This window comes from Sphingomonas sp. RS2018 (genome assembly GCF_054489605.1).
The window spans coordinates 23,695-39,349 of record NZ_JBTMWL010000001.1; the positions used below are offsets into that span (position 1 = coordinate 23,695).

At 68.4% G+C, this 15,655-nt stretch carries 14 protein-coding genes; 1 reads left to right on the plus strand and 13 read right to left on the minus strand.

Translation table 11 applies throughout. The features are described 5' to 3' along the window. From ACX40P_RS00130 to ACX40P_RS00180, 11 genes are all read right to left on the minus strand, one after another. Window positions 1-2,802, minus strand: a complete 2,802-nt coding sequence (locus ACX40P_RS00130; RefSeq protein ID WP_459124279.1) for a DUF3857 domain-containing protein — start codon at window positions 2,800-2,802, stop codon at window positions 1-3. A gap of 42 nt (window positions 2,803-2,844) precedes the next feature. After that, window positions 2,845-4,773, minus strand: coding sequence for an excinuclease ABC subunit UvrC (uvrC, locus tag ACX40P_RS00135; protein ID WP_459124280.1), 1,929 nt, complete (start codon window positions 4,771-4,773; stop codon window positions 2,845-2,847). A 379-nt stretch (window positions 4,774-5,152) separates the two neighbouring features. Further along, complete coding sequence (locus ACX40P_RS00140) at window positions 5,153-5,860, minus strand: PEPxxWA-CTERM sorting domain-containing protein (RefSeq protein WP_459124281.1); 708 nt, start codon at window positions 5,858-5,860, stop codon at window positions 5,153-5,155. Between the two features lie 342 nt (window positions 5,861-6,202). After that, window positions 6,203-6,832, minus strand: coding sequence for a F0F1 ATP synthase subunit B family protein (locus ACX40P_RS00145; RefSeq protein ID WP_459124282.1), 630 nt, complete (start codon window positions 6,830-6,832; stop codon window positions 6,203-6,205). After that, a complete protein-coding gene (locus tag ACX40P_RS00150; RefSeq protein WP_459124283.1) occupies window positions 6,825-7,316 on the minus strand; it encodes a F0F1 ATP synthase subunit B family protein in 492 nt (163 codons plus the stop codon). Before ACX40P_RS00150 ends, ACX40P_RS00145 begins: the two co-directional genes overlap by 8 nt. A gap of 51 nt (window positions 7,317-7,367) precedes the next feature. After that, window positions 7,368-7,595 (minus strand): F0F1 ATP synthase subunit C, encoded by a 228-nt coding sequence (locus ACX40P_RS00155; RefSeq protein ID WP_459124284.1) that lies wholly within the window; start codon window positions 7,593-7,595, stop codon window positions 7,368-7,370. 42 nt (window positions 7,596-7,637) lie between these two features. Next, complete coding sequence (locus tag ACX40P_RS00160) at window positions 7,638-8,423, minus strand: F0F1 ATP synthase subunit A (protein ID WP_459124285.1); 786 nt, start codon at window positions 8,421-8,423, stop codon at window positions 7,638-7,640. A gap of 37 nt (window positions 8,424-8,460) precedes the next feature. Further along, entirely contained in the window at window positions 8,461-8,778 is a 318-nt protein-coding gene (locus tag ACX40P_RS00165) for an AtpZ/AtpI family protein (protein ID WP_459124286.1), read from the minus strand. A 435-nt stretch (window positions 8,779-9,213) separates the two neighbouring features. Then, complete coding sequence (locus ACX40P_RS00170) at window positions 9,214-9,603, minus strand: YdbL family probable chaperone protein (RefSeq protein WP_459124287.1); 390 nt, start codon at window positions 9,601-9,603, stop codon at window positions 9,214-9,216. A 2-nt stretch (window positions 9,604-9,605) separates the two neighbouring features. Next, window positions 9,606-9,842 (minus strand): YnbE family lipoprotein, encoded by a 237-nt coding sequence (locus ACX40P_RS00175; RefSeq protein ID WP_459124288.1) that lies wholly within the window; start codon window positions 9,840-9,842, stop codon window positions 9,606-9,608. Beyond that, a complete protein-coding gene (locus ACX40P_RS00180) occupies window positions 9,839-13,000 on the minus strand; it encodes a YdbH domain-containing protein (protein WP_459124289.1) in 3,162 nt (1,053 codons plus the stop codon). Before ACX40P_RS00180 ends, ACX40P_RS00175 begins: the two co-directional genes overlap by 4 nt. A gap of 52 nt (window positions 13,001-13,052) precedes the next feature. Between ACX40P_RS00180 and radC the strand changes: the two genes are divergently transcribed. Beyond that, the gene (gene radC / locus ACX40P_RS00185) at window positions 13,053-13,745 is read left to right on the plus strand and encodes a RadC family protein (protein WP_459124290.1); all 693 of its coding nucleotides are present in this window, start codon (window positions 13,053-13,055) and stop codon (window positions 13,743-13,745) included. A 162-nt stretch (window positions 13,746-13,907) separates the two neighbouring features. Here radC and ACX40P_RS00190 read toward each other — a convergent pair whose 3' ends face one another. Next, window positions 13,908-14,333 carry an OsmC family protein gene (locus tag ACX40P_RS00190; protein ID WP_459124291.1) on the minus strand — a complete coding sequence of 142 codons (426 nt, stop codon included), beginning with the start codon at window positions 14,331-14,333 and terminating at the stop codon, window positions 13,908-13,910. Between the two features lie 66 nt (window positions 14,334-14,399). Further along, window positions 14,400-15,638, minus strand: a complete 1,239-nt coding sequence (locus ACX40P_RS00195) for a polyhydroxyalkanoate depolymerase (protein WP_459124292.1) — start codon at window positions 15,636-15,638, stop codon at window positions 14,400-14,402. Between the last annotated feature and the right edge of the window lie 17 nt (window positions 15,639-15,655).

The window sequence follows — 15,655 nt, forward strand, 5'->3', positions numbered from 1 at the left end:
TCAGGCGGTGATGCCCCAGCGCTTGTACTCGCCGTCGATGCGCGGGGACATGATGCGCGCGCCTTCCAGATCGGACGCGCTGCCGGCCGCATCGCCCGCCGCCTTGCGGATAATGCCGCGCAGGAACAGGCTGCTCGGCTGATCGGGCACCGCGTCCAGCGCCGCCTCCAGATCGGCGAGCGCCTCCTCCGTCCGGCCGAGCCGGAAATACACCATCGCCCGACTGTCGAGCGCGGCCGCCGGATGGTCGGCGAGCTCGATCGCCTTGGTACAGTCCTTCAGCGCGGTATCGAGCTTCAGCTTGTGCGTCGCCTTGATCCAGCAACGGCCATTGAGCAGGTCGGGATCGCCCGGCCGTTCGGTCAGCGCCGCGTCCAGCGTCGCAATCGCGCCATCCGCATCGCCTGCGTCCGCCTGCAGCCCTGCCTTGGTTGCGATGAAGCCGAACCGGTCCTTGCCACCCACGTCGATCCGCTCCTGCAACAGGGCGATACCGGCCTTCGCCGCGCCCCGATCCGCCTCGCGCTCGGCCACGGCGACCAGCGCGACGTCCGATCCCGGATCGAGCGTCAGCGCCGCCTTTGCATCGGCATAGGCTTTGTCGAGTTCGCCCAGGTCGCGATACAGCCCCGACCGCCGCAAAAGGAACGACCCTTCGTTGCCCAGCTCGATCCGCTTCGTCAGATCGGCGATCGCGCCGCGACGGTCGTAGATGCCTGCGCGAAAGCTCGCCCGGCTTTCGTACCCGGTCGGCTCGCTCGGTTCGCGCGCGATCGCCTTGGCCAGCACCGCCTCGATCGGGGCGAAGCGACCTTCGGCCTTGGCGGTCTTCACGTCCTGCCAGCGCGGCGGCACGATTGCCGGCGCGACGATCCGCAACGCCCGCGATTGCGCGAGTGCCAGCCGCTGACGTTCGGCGGCGACGTCCGCAGGCGCGATCTCCACGCCGGTCCGGTCGCTGCGCTCGTCGAGCGTCACCACGCCGTCCTGCAGGCTCGCCTTGCGCGTCACCGCCACGCCCGCGATCGTCGCACCGAGCGCATTGTCGCCTTCCAGCGCGAAGTCCTTGCCCTTGGCGGGCAGCGACACGGTAGTGCGATAGGATATGCTCTCCGGCACGCCCGTCGCGACCGGCATCTCGCGCCACGCCGGCCGCGAGCGATCGGGCGCGAAGCCGATCGCGTCGACCGCCTTGTCGACGCCCCAGCGCATCCGCTTGTTCTCGCGCCGCCACGGCGTCGTCACGATGCCGGTGGCCTCGACCGTCGCGGTGCCCGACGCGGGATCATAGGCGAACGACGAATCGGCCAGCTGCGCCTCGCCGATGCTTTCGGTGACCATCCCCTGGATCATGTCGATCTTCTGCTGCGCCGATGCCTGTGCCGCACCGGCGTTCAGCATCGCCGCCATCGGTCCGCGGAACCGCATCGTGGTGCGGAACACGCTCGGAAACGACAGGCCCGCGCGCTGGTCGTAATCGGTGGTCACCGTCACATTGGGGCGGGCGTTGGCATGGACGGGCAGCGGGGTCAGCTCGGCGCCAGCGGTGCGCAGCGGCAGGACGAAGCGGAACGGCGGCGCATCGCCGATATCCTCCAGTCGCGTGCCGGCGCTGGTCCCGTCGAGCCAATAGTCCTTGCCGTCGATCAAGGCGCGGACGATCACATGGTCGAACGCGCCCGGCATCGGCAGGCGCCGGCTGACCAGGTCCATCCCCTGCGCCGATGCCAGCACCGCCTCGCTCTCGATGCCCAGCGACCGCAGCATGGCGAGCAGCATCAGCGACTTCGCCTTGCAGTCGCCATAACGCAGCGACCACGTCTGCGCCGGGGACTGGGGCAGGTAGTTGCCGCCATTCATGCCCATCAGCAGATAGCGGACCTCGTCCTGCACCAGTTGCAGCGCCTTCGCCGCGCGGCGCAGCGGCACCGTCTCGGCCTTGGCGATGCGCTCGACCTCGCCAGCCAGCGCATTGCCGGGTGCGATCAGCCCGTCGGTCGCGTACATGGGCGCCATCGTCTTCGCGACATCGCTCCACCCGCCGAAGCTGGCCGCGTCGATCAGCATCGGGCGCTGGAACCGCATCGGCAGGTCGCCGGGCAGGTCGGGCTGCTTGGCGACGGGCATGGTCAGCTCGACGACGCGAAAGCCGTTTTCGGTCCGCGGCACTGGCGCCGTGCCATCGAAATAGCTGCGGACCTGCACGGCATCGGCGACCGGCCAGGACATCCGCACGCGCGCAAAGCCCGCGCGGAACGGCGCGGCCATGACCGGCGCCATCGTCTGCATCTGCCCCTTCAACGCCTGGTCGCGCTGCGTGACGGTCAGGCGGACGCGCAGCAGGTCGCCGATACGCAGCCCCTCCGCGGCCATCGTCGCAGTCAGCATGCCGTTCATCATGCGCTGCTCCAGCGCCTGTTCGCGCTGCAGCACCGAAAATTTCGTCGTGCCCTTCAACAGGTCGATCGTCTCGCCGCCGCGCAGGATCTCGGCCGAATGGATGGTCAGGTCGCCCTTGTCCGGCATCCACGGCAACGCGATCGTCCCTGATTGCCCCAGCACCTCGGGCGTCGCGATCCGCATCGTCGTCTCGGTGTAGACCGAGACGGTGCCGTCCGACAGGCGCTGCTGGTTGTCGAACACCAGCAGGATTGGCGCGTCGGCGGGCAGCTTCGCCGGATCGAGCGGCGGCGCCGCCACGACCCAGGCCGGCACCGGGCCATAGCGCGGCGTGTCGCCGGCCTGTGCATTGCTGGAGATCGTGCTCGCCATCAGCACCGCCAACACAGCCGTCTTCCGCATCATCTGCCCCCGCATTTCGCCCCAGGGACCGACGCTAGCGCATCATTTCGCGTGATAGAAGTCATACACCTGCTGCGCGACCGCCGCCGATACGCCGGGCGCCTTCTGCAGGTCGTTCAGGCTCGCGTTGCGCACCGCGCGGCCGGTGCCGAAGTGCATCAGCAGCGCCTTCTTGCGCGCAGGCCCGATGCCCGGCACCTCGTCCAGCGGGCTCGCGCCGATCGCCTTGGCGCGCTTCGCCCGGTGCGCGCCGATCGCGAAGCGATGCGCCTCGTCGCGCAGGCGTTGCAGGTAGAACAGCACCGGCGAATTCACCGGCAGCATCAGCTCGCGCCCGTCCATCATGTGGAAAACCTCGCGCCCGTCGCGGCCGTGGTGTGGCCCCTTGGCGACGCCGACCAGGCACACGTCCTCGATGCCCAACTCCTCCAGCGCCGCCTTTACGACATTCAGCTGCCCGCGCCCGCCGTCGATCAGCACCAGGTCCGGCCAGTCGCCCGAATCGCGATCCGCCTCCGCACCGTCTCCGACCAGCTTGCCGAACCGTCGGCCCAGCATCTCGCGCATCATGCCGTAGTCGTCGCCCGCGATCGTATCGGCGCGCTTCATGTTGAACTTGCGATACTGCCCCTTCCTGAACCCTTCGGGCCCGGCGACGACCATCGCGCCCAGCGCGCTGGTGCCCTGGATATGGCTGTTGTCGTAGATTTCGATGCGCTGCGGCGGCTCGGCCAGCCCGAACAGCTCGGCCACCTCGCGGTTCAGCCGCGCCTGCGTCGTCGACTCGGCCAGCCGCCGCTCCAGCGCCTCGCGCGCGTTGCGGCTGGCCTGCTCCATCAACCGCTTGCGCGTCCCCCGCTGCGGCACCGACAGCGCGACCTTGTACCCCGCCGCATCGCCCAGCGCCTGCGCCAGCAGCTCGCCCTCGCCCAGCTCGCGGTCAAGCAGGATCGTCCGCGCCGGCGGCACGTCCTCATAGAATTGCGCGAGGAACTGCATCAGCACCTCGTCCTCCGACACCTCCGCGGTGTGCGCGGGGAAGAAGTCGCGATGCCCCCAATTCTGCCCGCCGCGGATGAAGAACGCCTGGATGCCGATCACCCCCTCATGCGCCGCCAGCGCGAAGATGTCGGCGTCGCCGACGCCTTCGGCATTGATGAACTGCGTGCCCTGGATGAACGTCAGCGCGCGGAGCCGGTCGCGGATCACCGCCGCCAGCTCGAAGTCCATGCCCTCGGCCGCCGCGGTCATTTGGGCACCCAGCTTCGCCTGTACGTCGGTCGCCTTGCCGGCGAGGAAGTTCTTCGAATCACTGACCAGTTCGGCATAGCCCTCGCGGTCGATCCGCCCGACGCACGGCGCCGAGCACCGCTTGATCTGGTACAGTAGGCACGGCCGGTCCCGCGTCTTGAAGAAGCCGTCGGTGCAGGATCGCAGCAGGAACAGCTTCTGCAGCGCGTTCAGCGTGTTGTTCACGCTGCCCGCGCTCGCGAACGGGCCGTAGTAGTCGCCCTTCGCCCGCCGCGCGCCGCGATGCTTCTGGATGCGCGGAAACGCGTGATCGGCGCGCAGCAGGATGAAGGGGAAGCTTTTGTCGTCGCGCAACAACACGTTGTACGGCGGGCGATAGCGCTTGATGAGCTGCGCCTCGAGCAGCAGCGCCTCCGCCTCGTTGTTCGTCGTCACGATCGTCATCGACCGCGTCTGCGCGACCATGCGCTGCAACCGCTTCGACAGCCGCTGGACCTGGATATAGTTCGTCACCCGGTTCTTCAGCGCGCGCGCCTTGCCGACGTACAGTACGTCGCCCTTGGCATCCTGCATGCGGTAGACGCCGGGCCGCACCGGCAGCGTCTGCACGACGTTGCGGATCGCCGCGACCCCCGCCTCCAGATCGGGGGCATCGCTGCCCCGTACGGTGTAAGTGGACTTTTCCTCGTTGAAACGATCGGGAGCATCGGGACGCGACATCGCGCTCGATCTAGGGTCCGGCGACGGTCTTCACAACGGGAGGCACGTGATGCCGGAGCCACACGCCCGCCTCGCGCGACTGAACGCTCATCGGGCTTGATCCGGGACTGCCCCTCGCCACTCATGTGGATCGCGGCACGGTCGACCGCCATTATCCGTGCTCCCGCGCAGGCGGGAGCCCAGGGTTACGAAGGACAACGCCTGCCACTCCAGGCTGCCGCCTGCGCGGGAGCACCGCGAATACATTCGTCGCGGCTACCCGACGACCGTGCGACCCGAGGCCCTCGGTCGCCCCGCCCGAAACGCGAAACCGCCGCCCCGACACTGGCCGGGACGGCGGTTTCGTTGTTCGTCCGGGCGGAATGACCGCCCGACGCTATCAGGCGAAGGTGACCCGTGCCGCCGCACGACGACGACGCAAGGTCGCGCCGACCGCGCCGAAGCCGAGGATCATCATCATCCACGTGGCCGGTTCCGGAACCGCCGGCACCGTCGTCACGGTGATCGAGGTCAGCTTGAAGCCGTCGTCGCGGCTGGTCGCGGTGCGCGCCGCGCCCACCAGCCACACCGTCCCGAAATTGTTGCTGACACCGCCCAGGGTCGCGCCGACGTTCACGCCGCGATTGATGTAACCGTCCCACAGCGTGGACGTGTTGAACGCGCTGCTGCCATAGCTGATCCAGGCGTCGGTCGAGATCGTGTTCGGCGAACCATCGACGTCATAGCCGTAGCGCGAGATGTCGGTCAGCCGCACCGCCTTCGAAAAGGTCAGCATGACGAAGTCGTAATAGCCGACGTTGTCGATGGTGTGGCTGCCATCTGTCGATGCGTTGGTGACGCCCAGGCCGTTCTGGTAACGGCCCAGATAGGCCGCGACCGGGCTGGCGGTCAGGCTGCTCGTCGACCACGCGCTCGCGGTCACGGTGGCGCCGTCGACGGTGCCCATCGACCAGCTCGTGCCGACCTTGGTTGCATCCCAATCCGAGCTGTTCGTCGACGACGTCAGGACGAGCGTGCCCGCCTGCGCCGGTGCGGTGGCCAGCATAGCGCCGGCGATCGCGGCAGTGCCGATGACCTTGGTGAACATGGTAACCCCCAACAAAACTGCTGCGACGCCCCCGCGCCGCCACTCTCGATGACCCCTGATACCGCTGTTGTGCGAACAAAGTCTCGTGAAGAGGTTGGTTACCAATGTCACAAATCGGGACTGATGTCACCTTTTCCAGCGTATCGCCCGGCTGCACGGCACAGAATGAGGTTTTGACCGATCCGGCGGGTCGGGCGCTGAGCCGCGAATCGTCTGATTCGCTGCGATGCTCGACAAATTCGAATCACTCGACGCGATGTCCGGCACACGAACGAAAGGCGGCGGACATCTGCCCGCCGCCCTGCATCTCGATAGCGACGCACGGATGTCCCGTGCGACGGCTCAGTTCGGACGGCCGATCCCGGCGATCGTGCGATCGACCAGCGGACGATCGATGCCGGCATCGTGCCGCGCCGCGATCAGGCTCGCCGCCGCACGGGTGGCGGCATCGGCCGCCTTGGCGCGTACCTCGGCCAGCGCGGTGCGCTCTGCCGCGGCGATCTTGTCCTCGGCCATCTTGCCGCGACGACGGACCAGTTCGGCGGCATCGACCTCGGCCTTGGCGACCAGCGCCTTCGCCTCGTCCTCGGCATGCGCGACGATCTCGCGCGTCTGCGCCTCGATGTCGCCCAGCTTGCGCGCATATTCGTCGCGCAGCGCCTCGGCCTCGGCGCGTAGCTGCTTGGCTTCCTCCAGCCGCTGGCGGATCGCCGCGATCTGGCGATCCAGCCCCGCCGCGATCAGCGTCGGCACCTTCTTGACGATCAGGATCGCCAGGAAGCCGATCATGGCGAGCGAGACCCACACCGTCGCGTCGAGCCCGAACACCGACGGATCGGCATGCGCCGCACCACCGGTTTCGGCGTGCTCGACCGTCAGCGCCTTGCCGCCCGTATCGGGCAGGCCCTGCGCATGGTCGGCGTTCGACAGGTTCTGCGCGACCTCGGCCGAGCCTGCGGAAAGATTAGCCATGAAGTGCCGCCTTCACCGCCTGAGCGGCCTCTGCCTTGCTGACGTCGGCGCCCGACAGGCGACCCACGATCGCCTGGGCGGCATCCGCCGCCACGTCCTCGATCTCCGCCATCGCCGCTGCCGAAGCGGCCGCGATGCGGGCCTCGGCGTCGGCGATCTGCGCATGCGCCTGCGCACCCGCCGTGGCCAGCGTGGCCTCGGTCGATGCCGCCGCCCGTGCGCCCGCGTCGCCCAGCAGGCTGCGGGCACGCTCGCGCGCCGCATTTTCCTGGACGCGCCAGCGCTCTTCCTGCGCATCCGCCTCGCGGCGCGCGGCTTCGGCCGCGGTCAGGTCGGCGGCGACCGACGCATCGCGCGAATCGATCGTCTGCTGCACCTTGGGCACCATCCCCCGGCCGACGACCAGGTAGACGATGCCGAAGGTCAGGAGCAGCCAGAAGGCCTGGCTGGCCCATGTGGCGCTGAGTTGGGCGATCTGGGGCATGGCAATCCTACGGGCGGGGGCCACGCGGCCCCGCGCCCGCCAAAGCAAGGGTTACGCGACGAAGAGCAGGATCATCGCGACGACGAACGCGAGCAGGCCGAGCAGCTCGGCGGCCGCGAAGCCGATGAACAGGCGGCCCTGCTGGCCGTCGGCAGCGCCTGGATTGCGCAAGGCGCCTTCGAGGAACTTGGCGAACACGTTGCCCACGCCGAGGGCGGCGAGGCCCGCGCCGATGGCGGCCAGACCGGCGCCGATCGCCTTTGCTGCTTCTGCGTCCATAGTAGTAACTCCTGCGTGTTTATCTGTGGTTGGAAACGAAACTCAGTGCAGATGCTCGGCGTCGTTGATGTACAACGACGTCAGCAGCGCAAAGACATAGGCCTGCACGCCTGCGACCAGCAGCTCGAGCGCCGAGATACCGATCATCAGGGTGAAGGCGGGAACGCTGACCAGCAGGCCGTATCCGGCACCGGCATTGGCCGCGTTGATGACGAACCCGGCCAGCACCTTCAGCAGCACGTGCCCCGCGGTCATCGCGACGAACAGTCGCAGGCCCAGCGAGAACGGGCGCACCATGAACGAGACGAACTCGATCGGCGCGATCACCGGGATCATCGCGATGGGCGTGCCGGCGGGCACGAACAGGCTGAAGAAATGCAGGCCATGCTTCCAGAAGCCGACGATCAGCACGATCGAAAAGCTCAGCACGGCGAGCACGCCGGTCACCGTGAAGTGGCTGGTGAGCGTGAAGGGATGCACGCCGACGACGCCGAGCGGCATCAGGCCGAGGACGTTGGCGAACAGGATGAACATGAACAGCGAGAAGACGTAGGGCAGGTACTTGGCGCCGGTCGCCTTGCCCATGTTCTGCGTGAGCAGCGAGCTGACGAAGCCGGTGAAGCCCTCGACCATCATCTGCCAGCGGCCGGGCACGACCTGGCGCTTCATCCCGCCCAGCATGAACGCCCACAGCACCACCACGGTCACGCACATCCACGCGGCCGAGTTGGTGAAGGCGATCTGGTGGCCGCCGATCTGGAAGCCGTCCCAGATCGACTGCACCTCGAACTGGTGCATCGGATCGATCTTGCCGGAACCTGCTGACACGCGCGCGTTTCCCGAAATTAAGACAGACGCCCGAAAATCACTTCGGGCGTCCGCTGGAAATCCTGATGATGTTCCTGAAAGCGGCCGCGATTCCCAGGAACAGCAGGCCGATCAGGAACCCGGGAGAGGTATCGAGCAACCGGTCGAGTACCCACCCGATCAGCGCTCCTCCGACCATTCCCCCGATCAGCTCGGCCAGCACGCGATTGCCGAGGCGATAGCTCGCCTCCGATCCATCCCGTGCCTCGCCGCTGCGGATCGCTTCGTCCGATTTCGCCCGTTCCAGCCGCTCGTCGAGCGAGGCCAGTCGTGCGTCTTCGGCGATGGGGTCCAGTCCGGGCTCGTTCTCCGCCACGCGCATTCTCCCACGATTTGCGGGCGACACGAATGGCCGAGCGGCAAGCCCGCCAAGGCAGGCGCGCTTTAGAAAGAGGCGTTTGCCGAGTCAACCAAATCCCAGCCTGGCGGTGGGATCGGCTTCCGATCGGCGCATCGCTATGCCATCAAACTCGCGCGACCGCATCCTGCGGCGCAAAGGAGGTGATCCCTTTTGAGCCATGAGACCGTAACGACCATCATCGGCACTGCTATGCTGATGGTGGCTTTCACTACCCTGGTGCTGAAAATCATCGAGGTAGCCCGTTCCAAGTAGCGGCGGGCGGAGGTCGGGCTGCAACCCGGCCTCCAAACGAAAGAACCCCGGCCGCTGCAACGACCGGGGTTCGGAGATGATTTCTGAGCCAGAAACCGTGCATTGTATCTATAGCAGAAACTATCGTTTTTCAATCCCTCACACGCAGCGCGGGTCGCGGGTCGGGGCGCCAGCACCACGGGTCAGCCACTGGCCGCCGGGCGTCTGGTACTTCTCCCCCGCCGACGTCTGCGCGATCAGGTTGCAGCCGGCGACGAACGCCATCTGCTCGATCGTCGCGCCGTTCGCTGCCTGGCGGGTATAGGCCGCTTTCCGCTGGATATTGATGTTGTTGACGACCGCGCGCAGCGCCGGAGTCGGATCGCCGACGATGCCGAGATAGCCGTCCGGCTGCTCCCCAACCTGTCCTGCTGCACGCGCGGCGGCATAGGCGGGATCGCGCTGGGCATGGGCGCTCGTCGCCGCGAAGGCACCCACCGCCAGCACCGCGCCGGTGGCGATCAGCAATGCGATATGGAACGTCTTCATGGTCAGAATATCCCGGGGTTGCTCTGGATCAGCGACTTCGCCTCGCCATCGAGTCGGTAAACGACTTCCTGAGAGATGGAGATGTTCAGGTTGATGACAATAGGCTTGTCGGGCGCGTTCACCGTCACGCACCCGCCGCCTGCCACCATTCCGGCCATCGCCGCACTCAGCATCATCGCCTTCTTCATGGCTCGGACCTTTGCGCAACCGCGCGCATCGATCAATCCGGTAACGGTCATCGCATGGTCTCGCTTTCGGGGCGCTGAACGGTGGGCGGCGCAGGCGGCAGGGTGGAAGGCGGCGTCGGCGGCAGCCCCTGTTCGCGCCGCCGCCGCTCCTCCATCAGCGCGGGCAGGTTGCGCTGGATCAGCCGCGCCGGATCGTAATAGCTGCGCACCGAGTCCATCAGCTGGCGGAACGGCGCGCGGATGGTGATGTTGAACACGAACGGCAGCTTCGCGAGGCGCCGGATCAGGAAATTGCTCTTCGTCCCCGCCCCCTGGCTGACGCCGGCGAAGCGGATCGCCGTCACCATCTCGCCCGCCAGCGATCCGTTCAGCGTCAGGTCCAGCTCGCGATAGTCGAGCGCACGCAGCGCCTGGAACGCCATGTTGCCCCACACGCCCAGATCCTTCTCGGTGATCGCACCCAGATAGGCGATGCTGCCCCCCGCCCGGCTTTTCAGCCGCCCGTTCTCGATCCGACCGCCGTTCTGGTCGAACACCATCGGCAGCGTCCCGTCGAAGATGCCGGTGGCGTTGAGGTTGCCGAAGTCGAACTGCTGCAGGAACGCCGCCGCATCCGCGCGCTCGACGGTGAAGGTCATCCGCCGCTGCTGCGTTGCGTCGAAATCGAGCAATGTCGGCTCCAGCGACAGCGTGCCGCCCGCGAACGGCCAGCGCCCGCCCGCGATCGCGACGCGCGCGCCACCCATCAGCCGGTATCGGATCGTGCCGTTCTCGACCGCGATGCCCGGATTGATCGTCGCCACCGTCACGACCTGATCGGGTGCGGACACCAGACCCAGCAGGTCGGTGAAGATGATCCGTCCCTTGATCCCCGTGACCGGGCCGAACGCGGCGGCGAGGTCGGTGTCGTCCGTGCCGAAATTGCCGGTGCTGGTCACGCCGTCGCGGTGCCAGGCGATGTCGCCGACACCGTCGACGCGCCCGTTCACCTCGGCCACCACGCCGTCGGCGATCGGCGTCAGATCGCGCGGTTGTAGGCCCTTCTCGTCGAAGACGATGCCCGGCACCGACAGACGCGCGCGCCCCGCGCCGCTCGACAGGCGGTGGACAACGGTCACGTCCGCGACCTTCGACCCATCCTTCGGCGCCGCCAGCACGCCGCCCGCGGAGATCTCGCCGCCCGCCAGCCGCAGCCGCACGTCGTTGCCCTTCAGCGGATTGAACCGCGGTTCGGTCGCCGCATCCGACACGCCGAGCGTGCCGGTCAGGTCGAGCACGCCGCCCGTCAGCCGCCAGCCGCCGCCCGCATCCGACAGGATCAGCGGCACCGCACCGATCTGCCCGCCCGCGCCCGAGAATTCGCCCGCGACGCCGCCGGCCGCCATGCGCCCGTTGATCCGCGCCGCGTCGATCCGCGTCACCCGCCCCGGCGACCCGATCCGCGCCGCCACATCGCCGAGCGTTAAGCCGCGCCCGCCCACATCGAGCGTCGCCCCGGTCGACGCCAGCGTCAGCGGACTGCCCCCCAGGGTTCCCGCCAGCCGCGGCGCCGCGATCCGCGCACCGCCACCCATGCGCCCGCCATCGATCGTCACCAGCGCCGCGCCGGTCGGGCATAGCGCCAGCCGCGCGGGATCGAGCACCAGCCCCGACACCGCCAGCCGCTGCCACGCGACCGGCGTACACGCCGTATTGATCGCCAGCCGGCCGCCCCGCCACCGCGCATCGATCGGCACCCGTAGTGCCTCGACCCGCCCGTCGCCGAGCGGCCCCGACAGCGTCGCCGTCGTCGCCACCCGCGTCACCGCGCCACCCGCCGCCGTGAACGTGACCGGCGTCAGCGCCAGCCGCGCACCGCCCGCCGCATAGGGCGCGATCGTCGCGCGCCCGTTCAGCCCGCCCGCCGCCTGCGCCAGCACGATCTCCGCCGCCGGCAACCCGCCGCCGTTCAGCGCGATCCGCCCGCCGACTTCGACCGATCCGAACCTGAGCGGCGCGCCGTCGATCCGCAACCGCGCGCCACTGCCGGACGCCAGGTCGAGGTCGCGCACCCGCACCGCGCTGCCGCCGCCGCGCAGCACCGCCTCCAGCGCACCCTCGCCCGACAGGTCGGCCGCCGCCGCGACGACCGCCTTCGACAGCGCCTGCACCAGCGGCGCGACCGGCGTGGCCGCCCCGACGCCATCCGCGCGCAACCGAGCCAACGTCTCCGCATCGACCCGGCCATGCGCGATCCGCGCCCGACCGGCGAATTCGGCACCGGCCGTCCCGACCTTATAGCGCCCCTCGACCCCTGCACTCTCGGCCGATCCGCGCGCAAACCGTGGCGTCGCGACCGTCAACCGCACATCCCCGGTGGTCGCCGCCGCCGTACCGGCAAAGGTCACCTGCCCCATCGCCTGACCCACGCTAGCACCGGTCGCCGCCGTCGACGCCGCCGCCACCCGCGCGCGCCCGGTCCAGCGCTCCAGCGCCGCGCCCAGCGTCACCACCGCATCCGCGGCCACGCCCGCCACCTTCGTTTCGCCACACGCCACCAGCGCGGCGCGCACCGGTCCCTCGATCGTCGGACGACCGGCACTCACCCGCACCCGGGTCGCCGCCGCCGCCCCGTCGATCCGGCACCCGCCGACATCCAGCCGCCGGCTGACCGCCGCCATCCGCCCAGCGAACCCGTCGTCGAGCCGCCCCGATCCGCTCAGCTTCACGCCGACCACGCCCTGCGGCGCCTCGACCCGCAGCCGCACATCCTCCAATCGAGCATCGAGATTCGGTAGCCCGAACGGCTTGCCGCTGGGCGGCGGCAACAGCCGGTCGATCGCGCCGAACGACAGCGTCCCGTCCTTCAGCCGCGCCCGCATCCGCACACGGCCGGCGGCAAGACCCGTCACCGACGCGCCCGACAGCCCGACGTGCGTGTCGACCTCCACCCAGTCGGCGACCAGATCGGGGTCGGCGGGATCGCCGATAACGACATTGGTCAGCCGCTGCCGCGACAGGCCGATGCTCGCGACCTCATAGCGTGCCGGTACGCCGCGCCGCGCCAGTTCGCGCTTCACGAAGTCGCTCGCGATCGGCTTGCGCTGCGTCCACAGCCCGACGACGGCGATGACAAACACGATCAGCAGCGCGATCAGGGCACGCCAGCGCTTGCGCATTCGCCGCCGTCCGCCCGTCGCCGATCCCGTCCCGCCCTCGGCGTCCGTCACGCTGCACTCCCGATTGCACCGACAGGTGCGTTCCGCCTAACCTTGGCGGCGGATGGACGTTCCCGCAACCACGCCCGACGATGCCGCCGGCCACCGCGCCCGGCTCCGCGCCCGCCTGCTCGCGCATGGCGGGGAAGCGATGCCCGACTACGAGCTGCTCGAATATCTGCTCGCGCTCGCCATTCCGCGCCGCGACACGAAGCCGCTGGCAAAGGCGCTGCTGCGCGAATTCGGCGGGCTGTCGGGCGTCATGACGGCGTCACCGCCCGACCTGATGCGCGTGAAGGGCATGGGCGAAACCACGGCGGCCGCGATCAAGGCCGCGCACGGCGTCGCGCTACGCCTCCTGAAGGCGCAGGCGCAGGATCGCCCGCTGCTCGCCAACTGGCAGTCGCTGCTCGACTATCTGCGCGCCGACATGGCGCATCACCAGATCGAGCGCGTCCGCGTCCTGCACCTCGACAGCCGCAACCGCCTGATCCGCGACGAGTTGATGAACGAGGGCACCGTCGACGAAGCGCCCGTCTATGCTCGCGAGGTGATTCGCCGCGCGATCCAGCTCGGCTCGACCGCGCTGATCCTCGTCCACAATCACCCTTCGGGCGACGCCAGCCCCAGCCGCGCCGACATCGAGATCACCCGCGCCATCGCGGAGGCCGGCAAGCGGCTGAACGTAACGCTCCACGACCACATCATCATGGCGACCAGCGGCCACACGAGCCTGCGTGCGCAGGGTTTGATTTGATGGGGAATTACACCCAGAACCGTTCGTGCTGAGTAGGGGCTGAGCGAAGACGAAGACCCGTATCGAAGCACCCCTGGCGGTCCTTCGATACGCCATTTCGACTTCGCTCAATGGCTACTCAGGACGAACGGTGAGAGCCGTAATTGCGATCCGCCATGATCCTCAGTTCAGCGTAGCATCCAGCGTGATCTCCGCGTTCAGCAGCTTGCTGATCGGGCACCCGGCCTTCGCCTCGTTGGCGATGCGCTGGAACTCCTCGCTGCCGATGCCGTCGACGGTCGCGGTCAGCTTCAACGCGGACTTGGTCACCTTGAAGCCGTCGCCGTCCTTCTCCAGCGTCACCGCAGCATCGGTTGCCAGAGTGCCGTTGCCATGCCCCGCCTGCGCCAGCGCGAACGACAGCGCCATCGTGAAGCAGCTGGCATGCGCCGCCGCGATCAGCTCCTCGGGATTGGTGCCAGGCTCATTCTCGAACCGCGTGCCGAAGCCATAGCGCTGCTCGGACAGCACGCCCGACTGGGTCGAAACGAAACCCTTCCCGTCCTTGCCAAGGCCTTCGTAGCGGGCGGATGCGGTACGTGTCGTCATGGAAACAGCCTTTTCGAAGGGAATGGAGAGCCGCAGGAACGCGGCAGCACGCGTTCGGCTCCCCGCTCAGCCGGGATGGGCGGCGATCCACTCTTCCAGCACCGGCGCGATCCTCGTCCGCCACTTACTGCCGTTGAAGATGCCGTAATGGCCGACTTCGGGCGCCATATGATATTTCTTGAGCGCGTCGGGCAGGCCGGTGGCGATCGTCAGCGCCGCCTTCGTCTGGCCGAGGCCGGAGATATCGTCCTTCTCGCCCTCGATCGCCAGCACGCCGATGTCGCGGATCGCGCCCGGATCGACGCGGCGCCCGCGGTGCATCATCTCGCCCTTGGGCAGGCTATGATGCTGGAACACGACGTGGATGGTCTGCAGGTAGAATTCCGCCGTCATGTCGCAGACGGAGCGATACTCGTCGTAGAAGGCGCGCGTCGAATCCGCGCTCTCGCCGTCGCCTGCGACCAGATGCTTGAACATCGCCCAGTGCGAATTCATGTGGCTGCCCAGATTCATCGTCATGAATCCGGCGAGCTGCAGGAAGCCCGGATACACCCGCCGTCCCGCGCCCGGATAGGACATCGGAATGGTGGCGATCACATTCTGCTCGAACCACGCATGCGGCCGCTCGGTCGCCAGCGTGTTGACCGCGGTCGGCGCCTCGCGCGTGTCGATCGGCCCGCCCATCATGGTCAGCGTGGCGGGGCGATTGGGATGGTCGTCCGCGCTCATCAGGCAGGCCGCGGCGTAGCAGGGCACCGACGGCTGGCAAACCGCCAGCATGTGCGGCCGCACGCCGCCCTCTCCCTCGGCACCGACGTGCGCCAGGAATTCGATGACATAGTCGACATAGTCGTCCAGATCGAACGTCCCGTCGCTCATCGGCACCAGCTTCGCGTCGCGCCAGTCGGTGATGTAGACGTCATGCCCCGGCAGCATCCGCTCGACCGTGCCGCGCAGCAGCGTCGCGTAATGCCCCGACATCGGCGCGACGATCAGCAGCTTGGGCTGGCCCGTCACGCCCTCGCGCACGAAGCGCTTCAGCTGGCCGAACGGTTTGCGCAGCACGATCTGCTCGGTGACCGCCACTTCGCGCCCGTCGACGACGGTGTGGGTCAGGCCGAACCCCGGCTTGCCGCGCGGCGCGGCGGCGTGCGCGAACACCGACAGCGCGGAGGATACCACCGGCCCGCCACCGAAATAGGAGAACGGGTTCGCCGGATTGTTCAGCCAGTCGGCGGAGAAATTCGCGAGCGCGCTGGCCCCTGCCAGCATCGAGCGCTGCACTTCATAGGCGTTATAGAGCATTCGGTATGCCTCCACCG

Bases quoted from the DNA above. Each gene is read 5' to 3' on its own strand.
- ACX40P_RS00130 (WP_459124279.1), bottom strand. From the start codon at position 2,802: ATGCGGAAGACGGCTGTGTTGGCGGTGCTGATGGCGAGCACGATCTCC.
- uvrC (WP_459124280.1), bottom strand. From the start codon at position 4,773: ATGTCGCGTCCCGATGCTCCCGATCGTTTCAACGAGGAAAAGTCCACT.
- ACX40P_RS00140 (WP_459124281.1), bottom strand. From the start codon at position 5,860: ATGTTCACCAAGGTCATCGGCACTGCCGCGATCGCCGGCGCTATGCTG.
- ACX40P_RS00145 (WP_459124282.1), bottom strand. From the start codon at position 6,832: ATGGCTAATCTTTCCGCAGGCTCGGCCGAGGTCGCGCAGAACCTGTCG.
- ACX40P_RS00150 (WP_459124283.1), bottom strand. From the start codon at position 7,316: ATGCCCCAGATCGCCCAACTCAGCGCCACATGGGCCAGCCAGGCCTTC.
- ACX40P_RS00155 (WP_459124284.1), bottom strand. From the start codon at position 7,595: ATGGACGCAGAAGCAGCAAAGGCGATCGGCGCCGGTCTGGCCGCCATC.
- ACX40P_RS00170 (WP_459124287.1), bottom strand. From the start codon at position 9,603: ATGAAGACGTTCCATATCGCATTGCTGATCGCCACCGGCGCGGTGCTG.
- ACX40P_RS00175 (WP_459124288.1), bottom strand. From the start codon at position 9,842: ATGACCGTTACCGGATTGATCGATGCGCGCGGTTGCGCAAAGGTCCGA.
- radC (WP_459124290.1), top strand. From the start codon at position 13,053: ATGGACGTTCCCGCAACCACGCCCGACGATGCCGCCGGCCACCGCGCC.
- ACX40P_RS00190 (WP_459124291.1), bottom strand. From the start codon at position 14,333: ATGACGACACGTACCGCATCCGCCCGCTACGAAGGCCTTGGCAAGGAC.
- ACX40P_RS00195 (WP_459124292.1), bottom strand. From the start codon at position 15,638: ATGCTCTATAACGCCTATGAAGTGCAGCGCTCGATGCTGGCAGGGGCC.